The following is a 26,122-nucleotide window of genomic DNA, read 5'->3' on the forward strand; positions in this document are numbered from 1 at the left end:
CGTCAGGTCGTTGAAGAAGGTGCGGCTTCGCCCCCGGAGGTCAATGCCGCCGCGGCCCTGGCGAAGCGCGCGGGATCCGCGATGACCCGCGGCACCTTGTGCTGGCCGCCGAGCTTGCCTTGCGCGCGCATCCAGGTCTCGAAGCGGCCGGGCGGGACGAGGTCCACCGCGGGCGGCAGCATCTGCCCGCCCTTCCGGTGCGCGGCGTAGTCGTCGTTGTCGGCTGCGAGCGCCGCATCCAGGCGCTGCGCCAGCGAGGCGGCGTCCGGCGCCGCGTCGGTTTCCAGGATCAGGCGGTGACGGCCGAGTTCGCCCACGAATTCCGGGCCGCAGCACCATTCGCCGAAGCGGATTCCGGTTGTCGCGAGCGCTGTCGCCAGTTCCTCACCGGTCACGTGCTCGCCGAAGGTGGAGAGCATCCAGGCGGTGCGGCCCGTCACCAGCAGGCGCGGCGGCGCGCGCTCCACGAAGCGCACCACGTCGCCGAGAATGTAGGCGAAGAGGCCGGCATTGCTGGAAAGCACGAGGGCGTAGTCCACGCCCGTCTCGACCGTGGCGGCCCAGTGGCGCGTAGGCACCGGCGCGTCGAGCTCCTCGACCGGCACGAACTCGAAGAAGCAGCCGCGGTCGAGCACCAGGCGCATGCCCTCGCCCTCGCCGCGGTCCTGGATGGCGCAGAAGCCCTCGCTGGCGGGATAGACCTCGCGGGTGGAACAGCCGGACGGCAGGAAGGGCGCGATGCGGTCGCGATAGGGCGCCCAGGCGACGCCGCCATGGATCAGCAACTCGAGGTTCGGGAAAGGCGGCGCACCGTCCTGAGCCATGCGGTGCAGCAGCATCAGCAGCCAGGAGGGTGTGCCGGTCAGCACGCGGACATCCTCGCGCGGCACGCGGGCGACCAGCGCGGCCAGCTTCGTGTCCCAGTCGGGGATCAGGGCGAGGTCCTCCGGCGGCCAGGCGCGGCTGCTGAGGATGCGCGGCACTTCATGGGCGGCGATGCCCGAGAGATCGCCCGCGCGCACCCCGGGCGCCAGTTCCTGCAGCGCGGTGGAGCCGCCGAGCAGGAAGCTCAGGCCGGCGAAGGGCCGCGAGCGCGGATGGGCGCGCAGGTGCCAGGCCAGCGTATCGAGCGCCGCGCCGCGGTTCGCAGCCATCTGCGCGCGGGTCACGGGGATGTATTTCGTGGTGCCGGAGGTGGTGCCGGAGGAGAGCGCGAGATACGGGATGCGCCCCGGCCAGCTCACGCCGTCCAGCACCGGAAAGGCCGGCTGCCACCAGTCGGCCCAAAAATCCTCGTAGCGGCGGAGCGGCACACGCGCCTGGAACTCGGCGACCGAGCGGATCGCGTCGAAGCCATGCGCGCGGCCGAAGCGCGTGGCGCGCGAAGTGCGGAGAAGCCGCAGCAACAGCGCCTCCTGCGCCGCCGCGGCATCGAGCGATTCCATCCGCGCCACGCGCGCGCGGCACAAAAGCCTAAGGATCGGCGTTCCGTCCAGCATCAGCGGGGCACGATCCGGCTCACGCGCGGGAACTCCGCGGCCACGCTTTCGGGACGCAGCGGCACGCGGATGCTGCGGCCCTCGCGCCAGAGCGGCACCTGGTCCATGAAGGCGGCGGAGCCGATCCACCCATCCTGGCCGCCCCACAGGGTGAACCAGTTGGCGTCGGGATCGGCCATGTCGCTGACATGCCGCGCCATGGAGCCGAAACTGGCCGGCCGCGGCGCATCGCCGATCAGGCCGTGGCTTGTCTTCATCGGCGTCTCGCGCGAGCCGCCGGTCGGGTAGTCCGCATAGACGAAGAAGCGGCCCAGCGCAGGCAGATTCACCAGCCAATGCGCGGCACGCAGCCGGTGCATCTCGCCCCAGGTGCCCAGCCGGTCGTGATCCGCCTGCGCGGCGCGCGCCGCTTGGCGCAGCACCGACTCGCGCCGGGCGGGATCGAGCGCATCGAGGTCGCGCAGCAGGAAGGCGGTGAGGAAATTCCACTGCGTCTCGGCGCCGCGCGGATTGCCGGTGGCGTCGCGCCGGCTTTCCGGCACCAGGGCCGGCACCAGGTGGCGCAGCAGCGCCTCGAAGGCCACGGGCGCGCGGCTGTCGGCGGCGTAGTCGCCCTGCCAGCCGGCGAGCGCCGCGGCGAGGCGCGGCGCGGGATGCCCGCCCGGCAGCGCGGCGAGACGTTCATTGAGCCCTGCCGCGAGCAGCGCCGCGCGGGGCGAGCGGATGTCACGCTGGATAGCGGCCATGCTTTCGGGCGTGTGGCGCAGCGTCTCGGCCAGAAGCTGCTCCAGCCGCAGGACGCGGTCGTCGTCGGAGAAGAAGAAGCCGAGCGGCGGCGCACCCGGCCGCTCCGCCCAGCGCGGCCGGTTGTTGGCCGAGGCGAGGGCGCCCTGCGTCGGCGCGGTCTCGGCCGGCAGGGTGCGCGCGTCTCGCAGCCTCGCCCAGGCCTCGGTCGCGGCCGGATCGCGCGCATCGAGCACGAAATCCTGCGCGGGAAAGCCAGCACGGTCGGGCAGCGTTGCGGCGATGAAGCGGCCGACGCGGCCCCGGCTGTCCGCCCAGAGCATGGTCTGCGCCGAGACGCCGAAGCCCGCGAAGGCGTCGCGGAAGCTGTCGCCATCGGTCGCGCGAGCGGCGCGCAGCAGGGCGGTGATCTCGTCCGTCGGCTTGTGCCCGGCCCAGCGCAGCGCGAGCGTCGCGCCATTCGCGGGCAGCAGCGCTGCATCCGTCATCACCGGGCCGAGCGGCGTGACGCGCAGGCTGCGCTCCGTCGTGAACCACAGGCGCTGGCGGATGCGCGCCGTCTCCGTGCGGAAGGCCTCGGGCGGCAGCGTGCTCACGTCGAACAGGTCGGAGGAGGCGGCGCGCAGATTGGTGCCACCCCAGGCGACATGCGGATTGCGCCCGACGCCGAGGATCGGCAGGCCCGGCACCATCAGCCCGACGGCGTGGAAGGACGGCGAGCGCATGCCGACCACCAGCCAGAGATTGGGCATGTTGAGCCCGAGATGCGGGTCGGAGGCGATCAGCGCACCTCCGGTCGCGCTGCGCGCGGCGCCGACGGCGACCGTGTTGCTGCCGCTGCGCGACGTGCCCTCCAGGATCGCCTGCAGCAGCCCGGCCTGCTGCGCGCCGACCGGATTGCCGCCGGCTTCCCGCGTGCGCGCCCAGAGCTCGGCGAAGCCCGGCTGGCCGCGCTGCGGCAGCAGCGAGAGATAGGCCAGCCAGTTGATGTCGGTGCCGGCCAGGCGGCCGACGGCGAGCAGGTCTTCTTCCGTGATGTCCTCGGCGCCCAGTCCGAGCAGGCCGGCCTCCGGCGGGCGCGGCCCGTTGCGCAGCGCGTGGTTCAGGCCGCGCAGGAAGGCCTGGACGAAGCGCCGTGTCTCCGGAGGCCAGGCGGCGACGATCTGCGGCGCCGCGCGGCCGAAGCCGAGGATGCGCAGCGCATGGTCCACATCCGCCGTGGGCGGGCCCGCGACCTCCGAGAGCCGGCCCTGCGCGATCAGGCGCATCAGCATGACCTGCGCGCCGCGCAGATGCCCGTGCACCAGGCCGAGCGCGACGGCCAGATCCTCGTCGGTCTCCGCCGTGATCCAGGGTACCATGTGGTCGTTCCAGCGGATCTCGACCGGGCGTGACACCGGCGCGCCCGCCACAGGCATGGCGGCGATGCGCTGGTCCACCGGCGCCTGCCGGGGCGAGAGCGCCGAGCAGCCGGGCAGCAGCGAAAGCGCCAGCAGAAGCGCCGCCCTGGCCTTACGACTGCCCCTCATCGCGCGTCCCGTCCTGGTGCCGGGCCAGAGATGGCGTGCTGGGGGGCCGCGTCCAGCCCGGCGCTCAGCCCTTGCGCATCGCCCGCACCAGCACGACGACCGGCAGCAGCCCGACCAGCACGATCAGCAGCGCGGCGGTGGAGGCCTCGGCCAGCCTCTCGTCGGAAGCGAGGTTGTGCACGCGCACCGCCAGCGTGTCGAAGTCGAAGGGCCGCACGATCAGCGTCGCCGGCAATTCCTTCATCGTGTCCACGAAGACCAGCACCGCGGCGGTGAGCAGCGCGCCGCGGGCCAGCGGCAGCTCCACCTCCCGCACCGCCTGGCCGGGACGGCGGCCGAGCACGCGCGCGGCGGCGAAGAGCGAGGGCTTGATGCGCGTCAGCCCGCTCTCCACCGAGGACAGCGCGACGCCGAGGAACCGGACCAGATAGGCGAAGACGAGCGCCACGATGGTGCCGGAGAGCAGCAGGCCGGTGGAGAAGCCGAAGGTCGCGCGCATCCAGGCGTCCAGCGCATTGTCGAACAGCGCGAAGGGCACCAGCGCCCCCACCGCGATGACCGAGCCCGGGATGGCGTAGCCCAGCGCCGCGACACGGTTGGCTGCGGCACGCAGCGGCGAGGGGTGCAGCCGCTGCGCCCAGGCGAGCAGCGCGGCCAGCACCACCGCGATGCCGGCGGTGATGGTCGCGAGCGTCAGGCTGTTCAGCGCGAAGGGCAGGGTGCGGCCCGCATCCAGCGGGTCGCCGACCTGCAGCGCCAGCATCAGCAGCGTGCCGCCCGGCACGACGAAGCCCAGCATCACCGGCATCGCGCAGGCGAGGATCGCTGCGGCCTGCTTCCAGCCCGTCAGCACCACGGGGCGAAGCGGCGGATGGCGGGTGGTGGTGGGGTGGTAGCGGCGCCCGCCGCGCGACAGCCGCTCCAGCACCAGCAGCATGGCCACCAGGCCCATCAGGCAGACCGCCAGCTGCGCCGCCGCGGGGCGATCGGCCTGGCCGAACCAGACATCGTAGATGCCGGTGGTGAAGGTGCGCACGGCGAAGTGCTGCACCGTGCCGAAATCCGCCAGCGTCTCCATGAGCGCGAGGGCGACGCCGGCGGCCAGCGCCGGGCGCGCCATGGGCAGGGCGACATGCAGGAACGTGCGCGGCAGGCCGTGGCCGAGCGTGCGGCTGGCCTCGAGCAGGCAGACGCTTTGGGTCAGGAAGGCGCCGCGGCAGAGCAGGTAGACATAGGGATACAGCACCGCGGCGAGCATCAGCGCCGCACCGGGCAGGCTGCGGATCTCCGGGAACCAGTATTCGCCCCAGCTCAGCCCGGTTGCCGCGCGCAGTGCGGACTGCACCGGTCCGGCCACGTCGAGCAGCCAGACATAGGCGTAGCCGCAGACATAGGCCGGCATGGCGAGCGGCAGCAGCAGCGCGACCTCCAGCACGGCGCGGCCGCGGAATGCGCAGGCGGAGACGAGCCACGCGCTGACGGCGCCCATGCTGGCGGTCATGGCGCCCACCAGCAGTGCCAGCGCGACCGAGTTGGCGAGAAGGTCCGGCAGTTCCGTCCGCAGCAGGTGCCCCCAGGCGGCGCCGCCCGGAGTGAGCGCCGTGACGAGCAGCGCGAGGATGGGCGCGGCGATCAGCGCCGCGACGGCCACCGAGGCCCAGGCCCAGATCGGCGTGGCGCGTCGGCGCGGCGCGGCGACCGGCCGCGGTGCCGGCTGCAACGGGCCCGCGGCATCCGTGAACGACATGCCGGCTGTCTACACCGCCGGCGCGGCGGCGGCCATGCGGGCGGGGAGGATCAGGAGCGCGGCGGCAGGCGCCCGGTGTCGGCGAGCTCCGCCTCGGCCACGAGCTCGGCGGAATCGGCCAGCGCCGCCGTCAGCGGCAGGCCCAGCGCATGGGCCTCCATGCTGAGGGAGGCGATCTTGGCCCGAAGCCTCTCGGCATCGGCCCGTTCCTCCGACGCGGCGGCGCCGAGCGCGCGTATCGGGTCCGCGAGGTCGAACACAAGGGTCCTGCTTCCGTCCGGGTTGCGGTTCACCAGGGGCGTCTGCTGCATCAAGAGATGGAACACTTCGAGATCAGGGTATGTATCGAGCTTGCCGTCCCGGTCCTGGACGAACAACGTTATGCGAGCCGCCCGGCGCATGGCAGCTACGCTCCAATCCGGTGGTCGATTGCAGCCTGCATGCCAAACGCGCTCTCGCCGCTCCAGTGTTGCGCCTAAAAATTGTGGCAAACCCGGGCGATGTCAATCTTTAGTTGGACAGATTGTGTAAGGATTTGCATTCAGGTTAGTGCGTCATTTGCTATTTTTGCGTGTATCAGCACGGCATCGAGATTCCCGAGGGCGCGCTCCCCCATCGCAAGGCGCGTTTCGATCGTGGCGCTGCCGAGATGCGGCAGCAGGGCGACGTTCTCGAGGCCGAGATAGCCCGGGAAGATGCGCGGCTCCCCGTCATACACATCCAGGCCGGCGGCGCGGATGTGTCCGGACCGCAGCGCCTCGACCAACGCGGCGTCGTCCACGGATCCGCCGCGGCCGGTGTTGATCACGAGGCTGCCGGGCTTCATGCGCGCCAGCCGCGCCGCGTTCAGCCATTTCCGCGTGGCCTCGCCGCCCGGCATGTGCATCGAGAGCACGTCGACAGCAGACAGGAACGTCTCGTCGTTGTCATGGAACGTCGCGCCCTGCTCGAGCTCGGGCGGGGCGCGCCGCAGGTCGCGGTAGTGGATCTTCATGCGGAAGCCGCGCGCCATCGCCGCCAGTTCGCGGCCGATGCGCCCGAAGCCGGCGATGCCGAGCGCCTTGCCTTCCAGCGTGACGCCCATGAGCTGGGTCGGCGCCCAGCCTTCCCATTTCCCGGCGCGGACCATCCGCTCTCCCTCGCCGGCGCGGCGGGCGGCCATCAGCATCAGGGTGAAGGCGCATTCGGCGGTCGCGAAGGAGAGCACGTCGGGCGTGTTCGTCACGACGATGCCACGCGCCTTCGCCGCGGCGAGGTCGATGTGGTCGTAGCCGACCGAGAAGGTGGCGATGATCCGCACGCTGTCGGGCAGGGCGGCGATGGTCGCCGCGTTCATCGGGTCGCCGGCCGCGCAGAGGATGCCCTGCGCGCCGAGCGCCGCGGCGCGGCGCGCGATCTCCGCCCCGTCCCGGTACCAGGGGTCGTCGGCGCTGTTCAGCGTGGCGGCGTAGTCGCGCGCGGCGCGTGCCTCGATCGGCTCCGGCAGCTTGCGGGTCAGCAGCAGGACGGGCTTCGGCATCGGGTGTCTCTCCTGGACGTGCGGCAGGGATAGCAGGGGGCGCACGCCTTGCCAGCCGGGACGGGCGGGGACATGGTCGCGCCCAATCCGCCAAGGGAGTTTCGGTGATGGATCTGGGCCTGAAGGGCAAGCGCGCGCTGGTGATGGGGGCTTCCAAGGGCCTCGGGCGCTCGATCGCGGATGCGCTGGCGGCGGAAGGCGCCGCGGTGGTGATCAGCGGGCGCGACCAGGCCTCGCTCGACAAGGTGGCGGCCGAGCTGAAGGGTGCCGGCGCCTCGGCCGCGCATGGCGTCGTCGCCGATGTCGCCAAGGGCGAGCAGATGGACCACCTGGCCGACGAGGCGGTGCGCCTGCTCGGCGGCGTGGACATCCTGGTGCTGAACCATGGCGGCCCGCCGCCCTGCATCGCCTCCGAGATCACGGACGCCGCGCTGCACACCTGGTTCGAGCATATCGTCGCCTCGCCGATCCGCATCGCGAACCGGCTGATCCCGGCGATGCGGCAGCGGAAATGGGGGCGCGTGCTGGTGGTCGGCAGCTCCGGCATGCAGCACCCGATCCCGAACCTCGCGCTGTCCAACACGCTGCGCTCGGCGATCTGGGGCTGGCTAAAGACCTATTCGGGCGAGGTGGCCAAGGACGGCGTGACGATGAACATCATCGCGCCCGGCAGCATCATGACGGACCGCATCGTGCAGAACGCGGAATCGCGCGCGGCGAAGGCCGGCAGCACGGTGGAGGCGGAGCTCGGCAAGATGGCGGACGAGATCCCGGCCGGGCGCATCGGTACGCCGGCGGAATTCGGCCCGACCGGCGCCTTCCTGGTCAGCGAGCAGGCCGGGTACATCACCGGCAGCATGATCCGCGTGGATGGCGGTCGCGTCCGCAGCATGTTTTGAGGCCTGGTCCGAAGGTCTGATCCGGTCCGCTCGACGCGCGAGGAAACCATGCTGCCGAATCTCACCCCAGATGTCGCGCTCGCCGAACGCCTGTTCGACGAGCTGCGTGCGGCGACGCATGACGGCGTGGGCATCACGCGCACGGCCTATGGCGATGGCGAGCGCAAGGCGCATGCCATCGTCCGCGCCGCGGCGGAGGCGGTGGGGCTGGAGACGCGCGCCGATCGCGTCGGCAACCTGCTGATGACGCTGCCGGGGTCCGACCGCGCGGCGAAGCGCGTGCTGCTGGGCAGCCACCTCGATTCCGTGCAGTCCGGCGGCAATTATGACGGCGCCGCGGGTGTGCTGGCGGGGCTCGCCGCCGTGGCGGGGATGAAGCGCGCGGGCTTCGTGCCGGGCCGCGACGTGACCGTGGTGGCGGTGCGCGCGGAGGAGGCGGGAAGCTGGTTCCCGATCAGCTATCCAGGCAGCCGCGGCGCGCTCGGCCTGCTGACGGCCGGGGAACTGGCCGTGAAGCGCCAGGATTCCGGGCGCACGCTTGCCGAGCACATGCGTGAAGAAGGCTTTGATCCCGGCTTCGTCGAGGCGGGCGGACGGACCTTCAGCGCGGCGGACACCGTGGCCTTTCTGGAACTGCATATCGAGCAGGGGCCGGTGCTGGACGTGGAGGGGATCCCGGTCGGCATCATCACCGGCATCCCCGGCAGCCGCCGCCTGCGCGCGGCGCGCGTGGTCGGCGAATACAACCACTCCGGGGCGACCCCCCGCAAATACCGGCGCGATGCGGCGATCGCGCTGGCCGAACTCGCGCATCGCGTGGACGAGCGCTGGGTGCAGCTGGAGGCGCAGGGCCACGCACTGGTCTGCACCTTCTGCGTGCTGGGCACGACGGCCGAGGCCGGCTTCACCAAGATCGCCGGCGAGGCGGAATTCCAGTTGGACGTGCGCAGCGTGAATCCGCACAGCGTGGATGCGCTGATGGAGACGCTCTACGACATCGTGCCGGAGATCGAGGCCCGCCGCGGCGTGCGCTTCGAATTGGGCAAGGAGACTAGCAGCCGCGCGGCGCCGATGGATGCCGGCATCCAGGCCGGGCTTAAGCGCGCGGCGGAGCAACTCGGCATCAGGCACAAGGGGATGGCGAGCGGCGGCGGCCACGACGCCGCGGCCTTCGTGCAGGCGGGCATCCCCGCGGGGATGATCTTCGTGCGCAACCAGAACGGCAGCCACAATCCGAACGAGGCGATGCGGATGGACGATTTTGCGGCGGCTTGCGCGGTTGTGACGCGCTGGGCGGCGGAGGCGGCGCAGTGACCGCACGGCTGGCAGTCGATATCGGCGGCACCTTCACCGACCTCGCCATCGAGCGCGGCATCGGCGAGGACACGGATCGCTGGACCGCAAAGGTGCTCACAACGCCGCATGCGCCCGAACTCGGCGTGCTGGAAGGCGTGCGCGTCGTGCTCGGGCGGGCAGGGCTGCAGCCGGCGGACATTTCCGTGGTGATCCACGGCACGACGCTCGCGACCAACGCCGTGATCGAGCGCAAGGGTGCGAAGACCGCGCTGCTGACGACGGACGGCTTCCGGGACGTCCTCGCGTTGGGCAATGAGAGCCGGTACGACCAGTACGACCTGAACATCGAGCTGCCGCAGCCGCTCGTGCCGCGGCGCTGGCGCGTGACGGTGCCGGAGCGCCTGGACAACGAAGGCCACGTGCTGCGCGCGCTGGACGAGGACGCGGTGCGTCGCCAGCTCGACGTCCTGCGCGCGGAAGGCATCGAGAGCCTGGCGATCGGCTTCCTGCACAGCTTCGTCAATCCCGCGCATGAGCGCCGCGCGGCGGCGATCGTGCGGCAGGTGTGGCCGGAGCTTCCCGTCTCGCTGTCCAGCGAAGTCTCGCCGGAGATGCGGGAGTGGGAGCGCTTCTCCACCACCGTCGCGAACGCCTATGTGCAGCCGAAGATGGCCTCCTACCTGCATCGGCTGGAGGACGGGTTGCGCGCGTCGGGGCTGACCTGCCCGCTGTTCCTGATGCTGTCGGGCGGGGGGCTCACCACGCTGGAAACCGCCGCGCGTTTCCCGATCCGCTTGGTGGAATCCGGCCCCGCAGGCGGCGCGATCTTCGCCGCGCATGTCGCGCGCCAGAAAGGCTGGCAGAAGGTTTTGTCCTTTGACATGGGCGGCACGACCGCCAAGGTCTGCCTGGTGGATGAGTTCGCGCCCCAGGCCGCGCGGAGCTTCGAAGTGGCGCGCGTCGGCCGCTTCAAGAAGGGTTCTGGGCTGCCGCTGCGCATCCCGGTGATCGAGATGGTGGAGATCGGCGCCGGCGGCGGCTCGATCGCGCATCTCGACAGCATGGGCCGCATCCAGGTGGGGCCGGAGAGCGCCGGCGCCGATCCGGGACCGGCCTGCTACGGCCGCGGCGGGAAGCAGCCCGCGGTGACGGACGCGAACCTGCTGCTCGGCCGCTATGAGCCGGACCTCTTCGCCGGCGGTGCGCTGAAGCTTCATCCCGGCGCGGCGAAGGACGCGATGGGCGCGGAGGTCGGCGCACGCCTGAACCTCTCGCCGGAGATGGCGGCGCTCGGCGTCGTCGAGATGGTGGACGAGAACATGGCGAATGCCGCCCGCGTCCACGCGATCGAATCCGGCAAGGGCTATGAGGGCCGCGCCATCATCGCCTTCGGCGGCGGCGGTCCGGTGCATGGCTATCGCGTGGCGGAGAAGATCGGCGTGACGCGGCTGCTGGTGCCGAGCGGGGCCGGCGTCGGCTCCGCCATCGGCTTCCTGCGCGCGCCGGTCGCCTATGAGGTGGTGAAGTCGCTCTACCAACGCTTCGCCAGCTTCGACCTGGATGCGGTGAACGCGCTGCTGGCCTCGATGTCGGCGGAGGCGAGCGCCGTGGTGGCCGAGGGCAGCTTCGGCGCGCCGAGCACCGAGCATCGCCTGGCCTTCATGCGCTATGTCGGCCAGGGCCACGAGATCGCGGTGGCGATCCCGGTGCGCGAGTTGACGAAGGACGACGTTGCGGCGATCCGCGCGGCCTACGACGTGGAATACACGCGCTTCTACGACCGCCCGGTGCCCGGCAGCGACGTGGAGATTCTTTCCTTCGCGGTCACCGTGGCGACGGTGGTCGAGGAGGTGAAGCCGATTGCGCCGGTGCATGATGCGCCGGCGCCGAAGCCGGTGCGTGTGCAGGCGGTGCGCGACACGGCGACCGGCGAGGTGGCGGAGTGGGCGGTCTATGACCGCGCTGCGCTTGCACAGGGTGCCGAGGTGCCTGGCCCCTGCATCGTGGCGGAGAACGAGACCTCCACCCTGGTCGGGCCGGGTTGGCGCTGCCGGATGGATGGGTTGGGGTATCTGGAACTGACGCGGGGGACACACTGATGGCCGCGAACGCAGCACTGGAGAAAATCCAGCGCCAGATCCAGTGGAACCGCCTGATCGCTGTGGTGGAGGAGCAGGCGCAGATCATGATCCGCACCGCCTTCAGCACCACGGTGCGGGAAGCGGGCGATCTCTCGGCGGGCATCTTCGACCTCAAGGGCCGCATGCTGGCGCAGGCCGTCACGGGCACGCCCGGTCACGTCAACTCCATGATGGAGAGCGTCGGGCATTTCCTCCAAAAATTCCCGGCGGAGACGATGCAGCCGGGCGATCACTACATCACCAACGATCCCTGGCTCGGCACCGGGCATCTGCACGACCTGACGGTCGTGACCCCGGCCTTCCGCAACGGGACGATCGTCGGGCTGTTCGCCAACACGGCGCATGTGATCGATGTCGGCGGGCTCGGCATGGGGCCGGAAGGGCGGAGCGTCTTCGAGGAAGGGCTCTACATCCCCATCGTGAAGTGCTTCGATCGCGGCCAGGCGAACGAGACTTTTTTTGACTTCATCCGTGCCGGCAGCCGCACGCCGGTTGAGCTGGAGGGCGACGTCTATTCCCTCTGCGCCTGCAACGACGCGGGCGCCAAGCGGCTGGTCGAGATGATGGACGAGTTCGCGATGGAGAGCATCGACGACCTCGCGGAGTACATCTTCGACGCATCGCTGAAGGCGACGCTGGAGGAGATCGCGACGATCCCCGCCGGCACCTATCGTGGCGAGATCCGCTCGGACGGCTACGAGGCGCCGGTGACGCTGAAGGCGGCCATGACGGTCCGCAAGGACGAGATCGTGGTGGACTATGCCGGGACCTCCGGCCTGTCGAACCGCGGCATCAACGTCCCCGCCGCCTATTGCCGCGCCTATTCCTGCTTCGGCATCAAATGCGTCGTCGCGCCGGAGATCCCGAACAACTGGGCCTCCCTCGCGCCGTTCCGCATGGAGATCCCGGAAGGTTGCATCCTGAACGCGCCGCGGCCCTATCCCGTCAGCGTGCGGCACGTGGTGGGCCAACTGCTGCCCGACCTGATGATGGGCTGCCTGCACCAGGCGGTGCCGTATCGGGTGAACGCGGAAGGCTCCTCGGCGCTGTGGAACCCGCCGCTGCGTGGCGGTGCGCAGGTGAGCGGGGCGGAGGCCGAGCTGCCGGATTTCGAGATCATCACCTTCAACTCCGGCGGCACCGGCGCGCGGCCGACGAAGGACGGTCTGGACGGCACCGCCTTCCCCTCCGGCGTGCGCACCATGCCGGTGGAGGCGACCGAGAATGTCGCGCCGGTGATCTTCTGGCAGAACCAGCTGCGCGAGGATTCCGCCGGCGCCGGACGCACCCGCGGCGGCTTCGGCAAGGTGATGGAGATCGGCGCCAAGGGCGATGCGGAGTTCGCCGTGAACGCCACCTTCGACCGCGTCGCCAACGCGCCGAAAGGGCGCGAGGGCGGCGGCGACGGCGCGCCGGGCTGGGTGGGCTTCGATGACGGCACGCGCATCCGCACCAAGGGCTTCCAGATCGTGCCGAAGGGCCGGCACCTGCTGCTCAAGCTTCCGGGCGGCGGCGGCATGGGCGATCCGAAGCAGCGGGACCGCGCGAAGGTTGCGCGCGACGTGGCGGATGGTCTGGTCAGCGAGGACCAGGCGCGGGCGCTCTACGGCGCGGACTGAGCGTCACGGAGTGTGACGTGATCGGCGGGCGGGCTTCCGCCTGCCGCGGCCCGTGGCCACTCTGGCGGCATGTCGCCCCGCATTCCGCGCCGCGCCCTGCTCGCCGCCGCGCTGCCCCTGCCGGCGCTGGCCGACGCGCCCGTGCTGGCGCCGGCCGTGGAGAGCGCCGCTGCGCTGCCCAACCTGCGCACGCTGATCGTCGCACGTGATGGCGTGCCGGTGCTGGAAAGGGTGTTCCGCGGTCCTGGCCTTGATAGGCCTGCCAACATCAAGTCGGCCTCCAAGACGATCCTGGCCACGCTGGCCGGCATCGCGGTGGCGCGCGGCACGCTGGACGGCCTGGACCAGCCGGTGGGCCCGATCCTCGGCCGCTCCGTCCCGCGGGAAGCCGATCCGCGCGTGCGCGACATCACCATCCGCCAGCTTCTGGCGATGCGCGCCGGGCTGGAGCGCACCTCCGGCAGCAACTACGGCGCCTGGGTCTCCTCCCGCGACTGGCTGCGCTTCGCCCTGACCCGCCCGATGGAGGACGAGCCGGGCGGGCGGATGATCTATTCGACAGGCACGTCCCACATCCTCGGCGCCGTACTGGCGCGCGCCAGCGGCAAGAGCCTGCATGCGCTGGCGCGGGAGTGGCTGGGCGAGCCGCTCGGCATCGTCATCCCCGACTGGACGCGCGCGCCGGAAGGGCTGCATTTCGGCGGCAACGAGATGGCGCTGAGCCCGCGCGCGCTGCTGGCCTTCGCGGAATGCTGGCGCAACGAGGGGCGGCATGCCGGGCGGCAGGTGGTGCCGCCCGATTTCCGCCAGGCCGCCTGGACGCCGCAGGCGCGTTCGGCCTGGAGCGGGCAGATGTACGGGCTCGGCTGGTGGATCGGCGAGGCGCGCGGCCACGCGGTCTATTTCGCCTGGGGCTATGGCGGGCAGATGGCTTATTTGATCCCCGGCCTGGCGCTGAGCGTGGTGATGACCTCGGACCCCGCCGTGCCGCGCGCCAACGGCCAGGTCCATACGCTGCACGCCCTGCTGGTGGAGGCGATCATGCCGGCCTTCGCGGCGCCGGCCTGAGTTGACAGCCGGGGTCGGATGACCGACCTGCCCCGGAATGCTCCGCCAGTTCCTGTCCTATTACCGCCCGCACAAGCGGCTGCTGCTGCTCGATTTCGGCTGCGCGGCGGCATCGGGCCTGCTGGAACTGCTGTTCCCGATGGCGGTGCGCGCCTTCGTGGACCGGTTGCTGCCGGGGCAGGACATCCCGCTGATCGTGCTGGCCATCGCGGCGCTGCTGGCGGTGTACGTGCTGAACGGCGTGCTGATGGCGGTGGTGACCTATTGGGGCCATGTGCTCGGCATCGCCATCGAGACGGAGCTGCGGCGCCGCGCCTTCGACCACCTGATGAAGCTCTCCTTCCGCTTCTATGACGGGCAGAAGACGGGACACCTGGTCGGGCGGCTGACCAAGGACCTTGAGGAGATCGGGGAGGTCGCGCATCACGGGCCGGAGGACCTGCTGATCGCGGTGCTGACCTTCCTCGGCGCCTTCGCGCTGATGCTCTACGTGAATGTGGAGCTGGCGCTGATCACGCTGCTTGTCGTGCCCGCCGCGGCCTTCGTCATCGCGCATTACGGCGGGCGGATGACCGGGAACTGGCAGCAGCAATTCGCCCGCGTCGGCGCCTTCAACGCGCGGATCGAGGAGGCAGTGGGCGGCATCCGCGTGGTGAAGGCCTTCGCCAACGAGGAGCACGAACGAAAGCTCTTCGCCGCCGACAACGACGGCTATCGCCGCACCAAGCTGGACGCGTACCGCCTGATGGCGACGGGGATCACGCTGAACTATCTCGGCCTCCGGCTGGTGCAGGTGGTGGTGATGCTGGCGGGCTCGCTCTTCATCGTGCGCGGCAGCATGAGCGTCGGCGACTTCGTCGCCTTCCTGCTGCTGGTCGGCGTGTTCTACCGGCCGATGGACAAGATCGCCGCGGTGATCGAGACCTATCCCAAGGGGATCGCCGGCTTCCGGCGTTATCTGGACCTGCTGGCGATCGCGCCCGACATCGCCGACAGCCCCGATGCGCGGCCCGCACCCGCCTTGCGCGGTGCCGTGCGGTTCGAGGGCGTGAGCTTCGGCTACGACCCGGCACGGCCGGTGCTGCGGGACCTCGATCTCGCCATCGCGCCGGGGGAGACGGTGGCGCTGGTGGGGCCCTCCGGCGCCGGCAAGACGACGCTCTGCTCCCTGCTGCCGCGCTTCTACGAGACGGATCGCGGGCGCATCACGGTGGACGGAATCGACATCCGCGCCATGACGCTGGCGAGCCTGCGCGGCCAGATCGGCATCGTGCAGCAAGACGTGTTCCTATTCGCCGGCACGCTGCGCGAGAACATCGCCTATGGCCGCCTCGGCGCGAACGATGCCGAGATCCGCGACGCCGCCCGCCGCGCCCGGCTGGATGCGCTGATCGCCGACCTGCCGGAGGGGCTGGACACGGTGGTGGGCGAGCGCGGCGTGAAGCTCTCCGGCGGGCAGAAGCAGCGCCTGGCGATCGCGCGCATCTTCCTCAAGAACCCGCCGATCCTGATCCTGGACGAGGCGACCTCGGCGCTGGACACGGAGACGGAGCGAGCAATCCAGGCCTCGCTGACGGAACTCGCCCGTGGGCGCACCACGCTGGTGATTGCGCACCGCCTCGCGACGATCCGCGACGCCGACCGGATCGTGGTGGTGGCGGATGGCGGCATCGCGGAACAGGGCACGCATGCCACGCTGCTGGCCCGCGGCGGGCTCTATCGCGGGCTGCACGCGGCGCAGTTCGGCGGCGAGGCGGCGGCCGGCTAGTCGTCCGGCGCGCCCTTGGTGTCCGCCGTGACGCCCGGTGGGTCCGGGTAGAGGTCCGAGGGCACCTTCGCCTTCGGATTGCGCGTGATGTCGCCGCGCTGGACCTTCTCCGCGGTGTTCGCGGCCCCGGGATCGGCGCTGTTCATGCGCTCCGCGGCGCCGGTGGGCAGGGTGGGCTTCGGGGACTTCGCCATGCGGCCGGAACGCCGGGGGCGGCTGCTGGCTCCCTTCCGTCCGGCGCCCGCGCTTGCCATGATCACCCAACTCGACGCCTGCACGGAACGGAACGCCCCATGGCCCTGCGCTGCGACCTGATCATCCGCGACGCCACCATCTTCGACGGCACCGGCGCCCCGCGCCGCGTGGGCGATGTCGGCGTCACCGGCGAGCGCATCGTCGGCGTCGGCGACCTTGGCGGCGCCTCCGCGGACCGGGAGGTGATTGCGACGGGCAAGGCCATTGCGCCGGGCTTCATCGACGCCCACACCCATGACGACCGCGCGGTGCTGATGGGCGAGGAGGGGACGCTCTGCAAGACCAGCCAGGGTGTCACCACCGTGGTCTGCGGCTGCTGCGGCGTCTCGCTCGCGCCCGCCCGCTTCAAGCAGGAGCCTCCGCCGCCGCTCGACCTTGTCGGCGCCAATGGCTGGTGGAAGTTCGGCGATTTCGGCGACTACGCCCACGCGATCAACAGCAAGGGGTCCGAGGTCAACGTCTATGCCCTGGTGGGCAACCAGACGCTCCGCGTCGAGGCGATGAACGGCGACGTCTATCGGCCGGCGAACGACAAGGAGATCGCGCATATGCATGCGCGGGTGAAGCAGTCCATGGCGGAAGGCGCCTCGGGCTTCTCCACCGGCCTCTACTACAAGCCCAACATGCATGCGACGACCGACGAGGTGGTGGCGATCACGGAGGCGCTGAAGCCCTTCGACGGCCTCTACTCCACGCATATGCGCGACGAGGCGGACCACATCCTCGCTGCCATCGAGGAGACGATGGAGATCGGCAAGCGCGCCGGCGTGCAGGTGCAGATCAGCCACCACAAATGCTCGCAGCCGGAGAATTACGGCCGCTCGATCCAGACCCTGCCGCTGCTCGAGGCCTATGCCCGCACGCAGCAACTGGCCTTCGACGTCTATCCCTATCCGGCCGGCTCCACCGTGCTGATGCCGGACCGGCTGCGCGACGACGTGAAGGTGATGATCACCTGGTCCATCCCGCATCCCGAGATGGCCGGGCGCTACCTGCACGAGATCGCCCGTGGCTGGAACACCGACATCAAGGCGGCGGCCGAGCAGCTGCTGCCCGCCGGCCAGATCAGCTTCCAGATGGATGAGGACGACGTTCAGCGCATCATGGCGCATCCGATGTCCATGATCGGCAGCGACGGCATCCCGCATGACGCGCATCCGCATCCGCGGCTCTGGGGCACCTTCCCGCGCGTGCTGGGCCACTACAGCCGCGGCCTCGGCCTGTTCAGCATGGAGACAGCGATCCACAAGATGACCGGCCGCTGCGCGGAGGCCTATGGCATCGTCGATCGCGGCGTGCTGCGGGAGGGCGCCTATGCCGACCTGGTGCTGTTCGATCCGGCGACCGTGATCGATGCGGCAACCTTCGAGAAGCCGAAGGTGCCCTCCATCGGCATCGAGGAGGTCTGGGCGAATGGCGTGGCGACCTTCCGCGCCGGCAAGGGTGCCACCGGAGAGCGGCCGGGCCGGCTGGTGACGCGCCACAAGGGGTAGCGCTTGCAAGGTCAGTATTGCTGACCTATAAATTCGGACATGGCCGATCTCCTGCCGCTGCTGGGCTTCGCCATTGCCGGCTCGGTCACCCCGGGGCCGAATGTGCTGATGGTGGCGGCCGGCGCGGCGGGCAGCGGTGTCCGGGCGGTGATGCCGCATATGTTCGGCATCACCTTCGGCTTCTCTGCGATGATCGCGCTGGTCGGGTTGGGGCTGGCCGGCCCGCTTGCGGCGAGCCCGACCATCCATGCCGGGTTGCAGGTGGTGGCGGTGCTCTGGCTGCTCTGGCTGGCCTGGAAGATCGCGACCGCGCCGCCGCCGGGCGAGGGGCCGGCGCGGCCGCCGATGAATTTCGTCCAGGCCGCGCTGTTCCAATGGGTGAACCCCAAGGCCTGGATGATCGCGGGTGCGGCCATCGCGGGCTACACCCGGCCGGGCGAGGCGCTGCTGCCGCAGGTGCTGACCATCGCGCTGGTGTTCGGCGCCATCTCCATGCCGTGCCTGCTGGTCTGGGCGGGGCTCGGCGCCGGCGCGCGGCGCGTGCTGCGGGATGCGCGCAGCCTGCGCCGCTTCAACATCGCGATGGGCGTGCTGCTGGCGCTCAGCGTGCTGCCGCTGCTGCGCTGATCAGCCGTCCTGGTCGCGGCGGGACGCGATCTCCAGCGAGACAAGCCGGGCCAACAGCACCGCGATGAAGATCTGTCCCGTCAGCGCCTGCAGCGTCACCAGCGTGCGCGCCACGGCGCCGGCCGGAACGATGTCTCCGAGACCCGTGCTGGTCTGCACGATGAGGCTGAGGTAGCGGAGCGACCCGTCCTCGCCGATCGGGCCGGCGAAGCTGCCGGGAAGGGCTGACTCCAGCCCCTCGTAGAGATGGGCGAAGAGCAGGGCGACCAGCAGGTAGAGCGCGACCGCCCCCTCGATCCGCGCGCCGGTGACGCGGCCCGGGGCGAGCACGCCGCGCAGCAGGGCCGCGCCGAGCAAGGCCAGCCCGCCGGCCATCACCCAGTCCGGCGTGGGGCCCGGCACGCCCTGCGCCGCCGCCGCCAGGAGCATCGCAACGGCCACTGCCCAACCGAGGCGCCCCTGCCGGCGAAGCGCGAGGCTGCCGGCGATCAGCGTCGCCACGGTCACCGCGTTCGGTAGCCAGCCCGGCAGCCACCCCGCGGCCGCCAGCAGCGGCATCAGGAACAGGCCGGCGACAAGGCCGAACAGCATCGCATGCGCCGCCGCATCCGGGCTGCCTGTTCCGGGCTTCGCGGCGTGGCGGCGTTGTTCCTCGGCCGGGATCTGCACTGTTGCAGCCTTGCCGAGCGCGCGGCCGGCGGCAAGCGGCGCCTGGACAGGGGACGGAGCGCGCCCTAATCCGCCGGGCAGGAGACCAGACGATGGACATGCACAGCGCCGCCGACCCGCACGCCGAGATCCGCGCCGAGGTGCGCAAGCTCTGCGCGAAGTTCCCGGGCGAATACTGGCGCGAACTCGATGCGAAGCGCGCCTATCCGACCGAATTCGTCCGGGCGCTGACCGAGGCCGGCTGGCTCGCCGCGCTGATCCCGGAGGAATTCGGCGGTGCCGGCCTGCCGCTCTCGGGCGCCGCGGCGATCCTCGAGGAGATCCAGGCTGCGGGCTGCAACGGCGCGGCCTGCCACGCCCAGATGTACATCATGGGCACGATCCTCCGGCACGGCTCGCCGGAGCAGAAGCAGGCGTACCTGCCGGCGATCGCCGCGGGCGAGCTTCGCCTGCAGGCCTTCGGCGTGACGGAGCCGACCAGTGGCACCGACACCACCGCGCTGCGCACCACGGCGCGGCGCGAAGGCGACAAGTATGTCGTCAACGGCCAGAAGATCTGGACGAGCCGCGCGGAGCATTCCGACCTGATGCTGCTGCTGGCGCGCACCACGCCGCGCGACCAGGTGGCGAAGAAGACCGAGGGTCTTTCGACCTTCATCGTGGACATGCGGACAGCGTTGGGGAACGGCCTGACGATCCGCCCGATCCGCACGATGATGAACCACAATTCCTGCGAGGTCTTCTTCGACAACATGGAGGTGCCCGCCGCGAACCTCGTCGGGCAAGAGGGCAAGGGCTTCCGCTACATCCTCGACGGCATGAACGCCGAGCGGCTGCTGATCGCCGCGGAGTGCATCGGCGACGCCAAGTGGTTCATCGAGAAGGCGCGCAACTACGCGAAGGAGCGCGTGCTGTTCGGCAAGCCCATTGGCGCGAACCAGGGCGTGCAGTTCCCGATCGCCAAGGCCTACGCGCAGATGCGCGCGGCGGAGGCCATCGTGAAGCAGGGGCTGGCGAAGTTCGAGGCCGGCCAGAACTGCGGCGAGGAAGCCAACATGGGCAAGATGCTGGCCGCCGAGGCGAGCTGGGCCGCCGGCGAGGCCTGCGTGAACACGCATGGCGGCTTCGGCTTCGCGGAGGAATACGACATCGAGCGCAAGTTCCGCGAGACGCGGCTCTATCAGGTGGCGCCGATCAGCACAAACCTGATCCTGAGCTACATCGGCGAGCACGTGCTCGGGATGCCGCGGAGCTACTGAGGATGCGTGCGCTCGAGGGTCTGCTCGTCGTCTCGATGGAGCAGGCCGTCGCCGCGCCGACCTGCTCCCAGAAGCTCTGCGACGCGGGCGCGCGGGTGATCAAGATCGAGCGCCGCGAAGGCGACTTCGCGCGCGGCTACGACACCGCGGCCGCCGGGCAGTCCAGCTACTTCGTCTGGCTGAACCGCGGCAAGGAGAGCATCGCCCTCGACATCAAGGATCCCGGCGACAAGGCGCTGCTGGCGCGGATGGTCGCCAGGGCTGACGTGTTCATCCAGAACCTGGCGCCAGGCGCGCTGGCCCGCGCGGGCTTCGGCAGCGCGGAGCTGCGCGCGAAGCACCCGCGGCTGATCACCGTGGACATTTCGGGCTATGGCGAGGAGGGCGATTATGCCCGGATGAAGGCCTATGACCTGCTGGTCCAGGCCGAATCCGGGCTGGCCTCCATCACCGGACATCCGGCGGGGCCGGGGCGGGTCGGCGTCTCGGTGGTGGATATCGCCTGCGGCATGAACGCCCATGCGGCGGTGCTGGAGGCGCTGATCGCGCGCGGGACCACGGGGCAGGGGGCGGGGATCGCGGTCAGCCTGTTCGACGCCATGGCGGACTGGATGAACGTGCCGTTGGCCTTCTTCGAGGGCACCGGCAAGGCGCCCCAGCGGGTGGGGCTCGCGCATCCGTCAATCTGCCCTTACGGCGCCTTCGCCTGCGCGGACGGCGCGCTGGTGCTGATCTCGATCCAGAACGAGCGCGAATGGGCGGCTTTCTGCGCCGGCGTGCTCGGTGAGCCGGAGTTGCCGCGGCGCCAAGGCTGGCGCAGCAACACCGAGCGGGTCGAGAACCGGAATTTGGTTGATTCGCATGTCGGCGCCGCCTTCGCCCGCCTGACCCGCACCGACGCAGCGCGGCTGCTGGATTCGGCCGGCACGGCCTATGGCTTCGTCAACGGCGTGGCCGAGTTCGCCCGCCATCCCGCCCTGCGCCGGATGGAGGTGCCGACGCCGAACGGCATGGTGAGCCTGGCGGCCCCGGCTCCGCGCTTTGCCGGCGCGGCGCGCCAAAGCGGCGCGGTGCCGACGCTGGACGAGCATGGCGCCGCAATCCGGGCTGAGTTTGCTTGATTTCGGTTAACAAGCCCCGCAAGGCTCTTGGCCATGCATTTGGCGCATGCCCGCATTCTGCTGCGCTGCAAAATGCCCGCTTGCGTTAGGCCAGCCTGACACCTAATTTGTGCATCGCAGCAAGGACGGTTCGTCCGCTTGCTGTCTTTCTTGGACGTTTCCTCCCTAAACTCGGCGGTGCCCCAGGGCACCGCCGTTTTTTTTCGTCCGCGCGCCGGCTTGGCGCCCGCGCCTTCAGCGGCCGAGGAAGCCCCAATCCGTGCCGGAGAGCGTCGCGATGAACTCGCGCAGATTGCGCTGCAGCCCGGCCATGCCGGGCGCCCGCTGCACCCTTGCCTCGTCCATGTAGAGCCGCCGGGCGATCTCGATCTGCAGCACATGCACGCCCTGGCGCGGATGGCCGTAGTGGCGCGTGACGTAGCCGCCCGCATAGGGATCGTTGCGACGGATGCGGTAGCCGAATCCGGCCAGCGCATCCTCCACCGCCCGCGTGGCGCGCGGCGCGCAGGAGGTGCCATGCGCATCCCCCAGCACGAAATCGGCCGGCGACGCGCTCTGGATCGGGTGCGTCGGCATGGAGTGGCAGTCCAGCAGCAGGCAGTAGCCGAAGGCCTGCCGCGTCTCGGCGATCAGGGCGCCGAGCGCGGCATGGTAGGGCTGCCAGAAGTCGCGCACCCGCGCCTCGGCCTCGGCGAAGGGCAGCTTGTTGCGATAGACCGGCTCGCCGCTCGCCACGACGCGGGCAATGGTGCCGAGCCCGGCGCCGACCCGGGGCGAGCCGCTGTTCACCCATTCGGGCAGCGGCCCGTCGAACATCGCCGGGTCCAGTTCCCAGGGCTCGCGGTTGGCGTCGCAGAACACGCGCGGGAAGGTCGCGGCCAGCAGCGGCGCGCCGAAGCCGGGCGCCGCCGCGAAGAGCTCGTCCACGAAGCTGTCTTCGCTGCGGCGCAGCGCCACCGGATCGAGCCGCGCCTCGGCCAGAAATTCCGCGCTGTAATGCGCGCCGCTATGCGGCGATGCGAAGATCAGCGGCACGCTCTGACGCACCGGCCGCAGCACCCGGACGGGTGGCGGCACCACGTCGGCGGAGGGGGAGGGGGCCGGCAGGTCCATGCGCATCCCGATCAAGCCACAGCCCTGCCTCGCTTGTCATCCCCGCCGGGACATGGCGACAGGAACACGCAACCCGGCGCCGGGCAGGGTTGCGCGGCTTCCGCGGCAAGGCTAAGCAGGCGCTCCGCACGGAACGGGCATCGCGGGCGCGTAGCTCAGCGGGAGAGCACCACCTTGACACGGTGGGGGTCACAGGTTCAATCCCTGTCGCGCCCATTCCCCGGCCTGTCCCGGTCTCGTTGCGCATCCCCTCATCCTTACCCGCCGATTGACCGGTGCCTGTCGCTGCCGCAAAGGTCGCGCATCGCATTCGACCGCACGGGGAGGAACCCATGAACCGTCGCACCCTGCTCGCCGCCGGCTCGCTGCTGGCTGCACCCGCAGCCCTGCGCAGCGCCCGCGCCCAGGCACAGGTGACGATGCGCCTGTCGCACCAGTTCCCGCCCTCCCATCACAATGCCCGAGTGATCGCTGCCTTCGCCGAGGACGTCGCCGAGCGTTCCGGTGGCCAGGTGCGGGTGCAGGTCTTCCCCGCCGAGCAGCTTGCCAAGGCCGGCGAGAACTTCCCGGGCGTCGCCCGCGGTGCCTTCGAGGCGGCGGCGGCCGTGAACTTCCAGTGGGGCACCACGATCCCCGAGATGAACGTGGTGACCATCCCCTACATGTTCACCGACTACCCGCGCATCGCCCGCTTCCCGGGCAGCGAGGCGGCGCAGTTCCTGGAAGGGCTGCTGGAGCGCCGCGCGGTGAAGAACCTCATGTGGCTCTACACCACGCGGATGAGCATCTTCACCTCCAACCGCCGTCCGATCGTCAGCCTCGAGGATTTCCGCGGCCTCAAGATCCGCGGGCTCAATTCGCTGACAGATCACGCGCTCAGCGCCGTCGGCGCCGCGCCCTCCGCGATGCCGGGGCCGGAAGTCGCGCCGGCGCTGCAGTCGGGCGTGCTGGATGCGGGGCTGACGGACGTCTCCGCCGCCGTGTCGCGGCGCTATTACGAGATCCAGAAGTTCGGCACCGTCGCGCCCTATTTCACCGTGATGAGCCATGTCTATGTGAACCCGCGCTGGTGGAACGGGCTGACCGCGCAGCAGCGCGGCTTCATCGAGGCCGCGGCGCGCAAGGCCGAGCAGGACCAGCTCAAGGTGACCGAGGACACCGCCGCGGCCGCGGTCGGCGAACTCCGCGCGAAGGGCATGACCATCCACGAGCAGACGCCGGCAGAGAGCGCGACCTGGAAGGCCGCGATGCAGCAGCCGGTGGTGGACGCCTTCTTCCGCCTGGCGCCGGAAGGTGGCCGCCGCTCGATCGAGCTGCTGAACGCCATCCCGGCGGCCTGAGGCCGCCGGAATGGGCCTGCTGGAGCGCGCGGTCGCCGCGCTGGCGCGCCTGGCCGGCGCGCTGGGCGCGGTGGCGACCGTGTGCTGCCTGCTGCTCGTCGGCTACGCGGTGGGCATGCGCTATTTGCTCGGCCAGCCGGAGCCCTGGACCGACAAGGTCGCCGGCTGGCTGGTGGTGGCGCTGGTAATGCTGGCCGCGCCCGAGACCCAGCGTCGCTTCGAGCATATCGGCGTGGACATCGCCGTGAAGCGAGTCGGCCCGCGGCTGGCGCGGGCTGCGCATCTCCTGGGCGTGCTCTCGGTGGCGCTGGTCGCCGCGGTGCTGCTGGCCGCGGGCTGGGAGATGGTGGAATTCAGCCGGATGATCGGCGTGATGACCGACCTGGAAGGCGTGCCGCAATGGTGGATCCAGGCGCTGATGCCGGTGGGCGCGGCGCTGCTGCTGGTCGTCGCCCTGTGCCAGGCGCTGCTGCTGGTCATCGGCCGGGAGCCGGCCTACCTGCCGAAGCCCGAGGACGACGTGCTGGCGCGAGATCCGCTGGCGCGCGCGGAATAGCGCCCGCTTCATGACCTTCCTGCTGCTCCTGGCTGCGCTGATCGCGCTGCTCTACCTCGGCATGCCGATGTTCGCGGCGCTGTTCCTGCTGCCGCTCGGCGTCCTGCTCTATGTCGAGGGCGGCGTGCCCGCGCTCGGCGAGATGGTGATCGGCAAGCTGGACGGCTACCTGCTGGTCGCCATCCCGCTCTTCATGCTGATGGCGCATATCATGGTGCGCGGGAAGGTTGTGGACGACCTGTACGGCGCCGCCTTCGGCCTGCTGCGCCGCGTGCGCGGCGGCGTCGGCATGGCGACCGTCGCGGCCTGCACGATCTTCGCCGCGATCAGCGGCAGCTCCGTCGCCACGGCGCTGACCATCGGCAAGATCGCGATCCCGCAGATGCTGCGCTACGGCATGTCGCGCCGCGGCGCCTTTGGCGTGGTGGCGGGCGGCGGCACGCTCGGCATCCTGATCCCGCCCTCGGCGCCGATGGTGCTCTACGCCTATGTCACCGAGACCTCGGTCGCCGCGCTGTTCCTCGCCGGCGTCATCCCCGGGCTGATGATGGCATGCATGTTCGCGCTCTATGTCTTCCTCACGGAAGGCAAGGCGCGCGCGCCCGACGACGAGGCGTCGGCCGAGATGGAGAGCGGTGTCGCGCTGCGCGCCTGCTGGTCGCTCAGCCTGCCGATCTTCGTGCTCGGCGGCATCTATCTCGGCGTCTTCACGGCCACGGAGGCGGCGGGCACCGGCACGCTCTACGCCCTGATGATCGCGGCGCTGATCTACCGCACGCTGACATGGCGCGACATGCTGGACGGCGTGCAGGAGGCGACGCGCACCTCCGCGATGCTGCTGATGATCATCGCGGGGGCGGCAATCTACGGCTACATGCTGACCAAGCTGCAGGTGCCGCAGGAGCTGACGCAACTCGTCGCCGATCTCGGCCTCTCGCGCACCGGCTTCCTGATCGCGATGATGGTGCTGCTGTTCGTGCTCGGGCTGGTGCTGGAGAGCTTCTCGATCATCCTGCTCACCATGCCGGCGATCCTGCCGCTGCTCGGCACGCTCGGCATCGACAAGGTCTGGTACGGCGTGCTGCTGACCTTGAGCCTGGAGATGGCGCTGATCTCGCCGCCCGTGGCGCTGAACCTCGTGGTGATCAAGGCGATCACCGGCGCCTCGCTCGGCGAGGTGAACCGCAGCATCTACCCCTACATGCTGATGCTGGCCCTGGGGACCGCGCTGCTCATCGCCTTCCCCGAGATCGCGCTGTGGCTGCCGCGCCTGGCAGGCTACGGCGGCTGAGGCGGCGGGCAGGGAGCCAGACCGAACACCGGGGCCGGATCCACGCGCTGCCCGTCAACGAGCAGTTCAAGATGCAGATGCGTGCCATAGGTGATGCCGGTGCGGCCGATCCGCGCGATCCGCTCGCCGGCGGCGACGCGCCGCTGGCCGCCGGCCAGCGCCGGCGCGACCGTGCCGAGATGGGCGTAGCGCGTGACGCGCCCGTCGGCGTGCCGAAGCTCGACCTCCAGCCCGACGCCGGCGCGTGTGGTGCGGCGGATGGCGATCACCTCGCCGGCCGCCGCCGCGCGCACCCAGGCGCCGGCCGGGGCCGGGATGTCGATGCCCTGATGGAAGCGGCTGGCGCGTGGCCCCGTCTCCGCCCGAGACCCGAAGGGCGATGAGATGCAGGCCGGGGCGAGCGGAGGCTGGAAGGTGACCGGCTCCGCCACCGCCGCGGACGCCCAGGCGCCCAGCGCGCCGAGAGCGCGCAGCGGAATCGACAGGGGCGAAGCCGCGCACGGCAGGGACATGCCGCGCATCCAGCACATCGGCGGCGCGATCCACAACGTCGCGGTGAAGCCCGCCGC

General features: G+C 70.8%; 22 protein-coding genes and 1 tRNA gene. 14 read left to right on the plus strand and 9 right to left on the minus strand.

Annotated features, from left to right (window positions below; genetic code table 11):
- Positions 1-2: 2 nt before the first annotated feature.
- The 5 genes from DFH01_RS11085 to DFH01_RS11105 form a co-directional block, all read right to left on the minus strand.
- Positions 3-1,469: a GH3 family acyl-acid amido synthetase gene (locus DFH01_RS11085; protein WP_233256067.1), complete on the minus strand. Its 1,467-nt coding sequence runs from the start codon at positions 1,467-1,469 to the stop codon at positions 3-5.
- A 29-nt stretch (positions 1,470-1,498) separates the two neighbouring features.
- Entirely contained in the window at positions 1,499-3,772 is a 2,274-nt protein-coding gene (locus DFH01_RS11090) for a penicillin acylase family protein (RefSeq protein WP_109870488.1), read from the minus strand.
- A gap of 64 nt (positions 3,773-3,836) precedes the next feature.
- Entirely contained in the window at positions 3,837-5,519 is a 1,683-nt protein-coding gene (locus tag DFH01_RS11095) for an ABC transporter permease (protein WP_109870489.1), read from the minus strand.
- A gap of 50 nt (positions 5,520-5,569) precedes the next feature.
- Positions 5,570-5,830, minus strand: coding sequence for a hypothetical protein (locus DFH01_RS11100; protein WP_146217038.1), 261 nt, complete (start codon positions 5,828-5,830; stop codon positions 5,570-5,572).
- Positions 5,831-6,060: 230 nt separating this feature from the next.
- On the minus strand, positions 6,061-7,038 hold the full coding sequence (locus DFH01_RS11105) for a 2-hydroxyacid dehydrogenase (RefSeq protein WP_109870491.1): 978 nt from the start codon (positions 7,036-7,038) through the stop codon (positions 6,061-6,063).
- A gap of 107 nt (positions 7,039-7,145) precedes the next feature.
- On the opposite strand from DFH01_RS11105, the gene DFH01_RS11110 reads away from it, so the two are divergent.
- From DFH01_RS11110 to DFH01_RS11135, 6 genes are all read left to right on the plus strand, one after another.
- Positions 7,146-7,937, plus strand: a complete 792-nt coding sequence (locus DFH01_RS11110) for an SDR family oxidoreductase (protein WP_109870492.1) — start codon at positions 7,146-7,148, stop codon at positions 7,935-7,937.
- 48 nt (positions 7,938-7,985) lie between these two features.
- Entirely contained in the window at positions 7,986-9,251 is a 1,266-nt protein-coding gene (locus tag DFH01_RS11115) for a hydantoinase/carbamoylase family amidase (protein ID WP_109870493.1), read from the plus strand.
- The gene (locus DFH01_RS11120) at positions 9,248-11,332 is read left to right on the plus strand and encodes a hydantoinase/oxoprolinase family protein (protein WP_109870494.1); all 2,085 of its coding nucleotides are present in this window, start codon (positions 9,248-9,250) and stop codon (positions 11,330-11,332) included. Before DFH01_RS11115 ends, DFH01_RS11120 begins: the two co-directional genes overlap by 4 nt.
- Positions 11,332-12,993, plus strand: coding sequence for a hydantoinase B/oxoprolinase family protein (locus DFH01_RS11125; protein WP_109870495.1), 1,662 nt, complete (start codon positions 11,332-11,334; stop codon positions 12,991-12,993). The genes DFH01_RS11120 and DFH01_RS11125 overlap by 1 nt, the downstream gene beginning before the upstream one ends.
- Before the next feature lie 69 nt (positions 12,994-13,062).
- On the plus strand, positions 13,063-14,061 hold the full coding sequence (locus tag DFH01_RS11130) for a serine hydrolase domain-containing protein (RefSeq protein WP_109870496.1): 999 nt from the start codon (positions 13,063-13,065) through the stop codon (positions 14,059-14,061).
- A gap of 37 nt (positions 14,062-14,098) precedes the next feature.
- A complete protein-coding gene (locus tag DFH01_RS11135; RefSeq protein WP_109870497.1) occupies positions 14,099-15,829 on the plus strand; it encodes an ABC transporter ATP-binding protein in 1,731 nt (576 codons plus the stop codon).
- Here the strand turns inward: DFH01_RS11135 and DFH01_RS11140 are convergent.
- Complete coding sequence (locus tag DFH01_RS11140; protein ID WP_109870498.1) at positions 15,826-16,023, minus strand: hypothetical protein; 198 nt, start codon at positions 16,021-16,023, stop codon at positions 15,826-15,828. The genes DFH01_RS11135 and DFH01_RS11140 overlap by 4 nt on opposite strands.
- A gap of 99 nt (positions 16,024-16,122) precedes the next feature.
- Between DFH01_RS11140 and DFH01_RS11145 the strand changes: the two genes are divergently transcribed.
- Positions 16,123-17,577: an N-acyl-D-amino-acid deacylase family protein gene (locus DFH01_RS11145; protein WP_109870499.1), complete on the plus strand. Its 1,455-nt coding sequence runs from the start codon at positions 16,123-16,125 to the stop codon at positions 17,575-17,577.
- Between the two features lie 39 nt (positions 17,578-17,616).
- A complete protein-coding gene (locus tag DFH01_RS11150; RefSeq protein WP_109870500.1) occupies positions 17,617-18,204 on the plus strand; it encodes a LysE family translocator in 588 nt (195 codons plus the stop codon).
- Here the strand turns inward: DFH01_RS11150 and DFH01_RS11155 are convergent, their stop codons facing one another.
- Positions 18,205-18,873, minus strand: coding sequence for an ion channel (locus DFH01_RS11155; RefSeq protein ID WP_109870501.1), 669 nt, complete (start codon positions 18,871-18,873; stop codon positions 18,205-18,207). It abuts the gene before it with no gap.
- 92 nt (positions 18,874-18,965) lie between these two features.
- On the opposite strand from DFH01_RS11155, the gene DFH01_RS11160 reads away from it, so the two are divergent.
- Complete coding sequence (locus tag DFH01_RS11160) at positions 18,966-20,132, plus strand: acyl-CoA dehydrogenase family protein (protein ID WP_233256068.1); 1,167 nt, start codon at positions 18,966-18,968, stop codon at positions 20,130-20,132.
- 2 nt (positions 20,133-20,134) lie between these two features.
- A complete protein-coding gene (locus DFH01_RS11165; protein ID WP_109870502.1) occupies positions 20,135-21,253 on the plus strand; it encodes a CaiB/BaiF CoA transferase family protein in 1,119 nt (372 codons plus the stop codon).
- 234 nt (positions 21,254-21,487) lie between these two features.
- Here DFH01_RS11165 and DFH01_RS11170 read toward each other — a convergent pair whose 3' ends face one another.
- On the minus strand, positions 21,488-22,366 hold the full coding sequence (locus tag DFH01_RS11170; protein WP_109870829.1) for an N-formylglutamate amidohydrolase: 879 nt from the start codon (positions 22,364-22,366) through the stop codon (positions 21,488-21,490).
- A gap of 144 nt (positions 22,367-22,510) precedes the next feature.
- On the opposite strand from DFH01_RS11170, the gene DFH01_RS11175 reads away from it, so the two are divergent.
- The 4 genes from DFH01_RS11175 to DFH01_RS11190 all read left to right on the plus strand — a co-directional run bounded on the left by DFH01_RS11175 (position 22,511) and on the right by DFH01_RS11190 (position 25,553).
- Positions 22,511-22,582 (plus strand) — tRNA-Val (locus tag DFH01_RS11175).
- A gap of 116 nt (positions 22,583-22,698) precedes the next feature.
- Positions 22,699-23,706, plus strand: coding sequence for a TRAP transporter substrate-binding protein DctP (gene dctP / locus DFH01_RS11180; protein WP_109870503.1), 1,008 nt, complete (start codon positions 22,699-22,701; stop codon positions 23,704-23,706).
- Between the two features lie 10 nt (positions 23,707-23,716).
- A complete protein-coding gene (locus DFH01_RS11185) occupies positions 23,717-24,262 on the plus strand; it encodes a TRAP transporter small permease (RefSeq protein ID WP_109870504.1) in 546 nt (181 codons plus the stop codon).
- Positions 24,263-24,272: 10 nt separating this feature from the next.
- Positions 24,273-25,553 carry a TRAP transporter large permease gene (locus DFH01_RS11190; RefSeq protein WP_109870505.1) on the plus strand — a complete coding sequence of 427 codons (1,281 nt, stop codon included), beginning with the start codon at positions 24,273-24,275 and terminating at the stop codon, positions 25,551-25,553.
- Here the strand turns inward: DFH01_RS11190 and DFH01_RS11195 are convergent.
- Positions 25,541-26,065, minus strand: coding sequence for a M23 family metallopeptidase (locus DFH01_RS11195; RefSeq protein ID WP_158287717.1), 525 nt, complete (start codon positions 26,063-26,065; stop codon positions 25,541-25,543). The genes DFH01_RS11190 and DFH01_RS11195 overlap by 13 nt on opposite strands.
- Positions 26,066-26,122: the final 57 nt, after the last annotated feature.

Origin of the sequence: Falsiroseomonas bella, from assembly GCF_003173615.1 — a bacterium.
Taxonomy (GTDB): domain Bacteria; phylum Pseudomonadota; class Alphaproteobacteria; order Acetobacterales; family Acetobacteraceae; genus Falsiroseomonas; species Falsiroseomonas bella.

What these genes read in the sequence shown, in the direction of transcription:
- DFH01_RS11105 (WP_109870491.1), bottom strand. Translation starts at nt 7,038, where the DNA reads ATGCCGAAGCCCGTCCTGCTGCTGACCCGCAAGCTGCCGGAGCCGATC.
- DFH01_RS11125 (WP_109870495.1), top strand. Translation starts at nt 11,332, where the DNA reads ATGGCCGCGAACGCAGCACTGGAGAAAATCCAGCGCCAGATCCAGTGG.
- DFH01_RS11190 (WP_109870505.1), top strand. Translation starts at nt 24,273, where the DNA reads ATGACCTTCCTGCTGCTCCTGGCTGCGCTGATCGCGCTGCTCTACCTC.
- DFH01_RS11130 (WP_109870496.1), top strand. Translation starts at nt 13,063, where the DNA reads ATGTCGCCCCGCATTCCGCGCCGCGCCCTGCTCGCCGCCGCGCTGCCC.
- DFH01_RS11095 (WP_109870489.1), bottom strand. Translation starts at nt 5,519, where the DNA reads ATGTCGTTCACGGATGCCGCGGGCCCGTTGCAGCCGGCACCGCGGCCG.
- DFH01_RS11170 (WP_109870829.1), bottom strand. Translation starts at nt 22,366, where the DNA reads ATGGACCTGCCGGCCCCCTCCCCCTCCGCCGACGTGGTGCCGCCACCC.
- DFH01_RS11160 (WP_233256068.1), top strand. Translation starts at nt 18,966, where the DNA reads ATGGACATGCACAGCGCCGCCGACCCGCACGCCGAGATCCGCGCCGAG.
- DFH01_RS11185 (WP_109870504.1), top strand. Translation starts at nt 23,717, where the DNA reads ATGGGCCTGCTGGAGCGCGCGGTCGCCGCGCTGGCGCGCCTGGCCGGC.
- DFH01_RS11135 (WP_109870497.1), top strand. Translation starts at nt 14,099, where the DNA reads ATGCTCCGCCAGTTCCTGTCCTATTACCGCCCGCACAAGCGGCTGCTG.
- DFH01_RS11150 (WP_109870500.1), top strand. Translation starts at nt 17,617, where the DNA reads ATGGCCGATCTCCTGCCGCTGCTGGGCTTCGCCATTGCCGGCTCGGTC.
- DFH01_RS11110 (WP_109870492.1), top strand. Translation starts at nt 7,146, where the DNA reads ATGGATCTGGGCCTGAAGGGCAAGCGCGCGCTGGTGATGGGGGCTTCC.
- DFH01_RS11145 (WP_109870499.1), top strand. Translation starts at nt 16,123, where the DNA reads ATGGCCCTGCGCTGCGACCTGATCATCCGCGACGCCACCATCTTCGAC.
- DFH01_RS11090 (WP_109870488.1), bottom strand. Translation starts at nt 3,772, where the DNA reads ATGAGGGGCAGTCGTAAGGCCAGGGCGGCGCTTCTGCTGGCGCTTTCG.
- DFH01_RS11165 (WP_109870502.1), top strand. Translation starts at nt 20,135, where the DNA reads ATGCGTGCGCTCGAGGGTCTGCTCGTCGTCTCGATGGAGCAGGCCGTC.
- DFH01_RS11195 (WP_158287717.1), bottom strand. Translation starts at nt 26,065, where the DNA reads ATGTCCCTGCCGTGCGCGGCTTCGCCCCTGTCGATTCCGCTGCGCGCT.
- DFH01_RS11115 (WP_109870493.1), top strand. Translation starts at nt 7,986, where the DNA reads ATGCTGCCGAATCTCACCCCAGATGTCGCGCTCGCCGAACGCCTGTTC.
- DFH01_RS11100 (WP_146217038.1), bottom strand. Translation starts at nt 5,830, where the DNA reads ATGCAGCAGACGCCCCTGGTGAACCGCAACCCGGACGGAAGCAGGACC.
- DFH01_RS11140 (WP_109870498.1), bottom strand. Translation starts at nt 16,023, where the DNA reads ATGGCGAAGTCCCCGAAGCCCACCCTGCCCACCGGCGCCGCGGAGCGC.
- dctP (WP_109870503.1), top strand. Translation starts at nt 22,699, where the DNA reads ATGAACCGTCGCACCCTGCTCGCCGCCGGCTCGCTGCTGGCTGCACCC.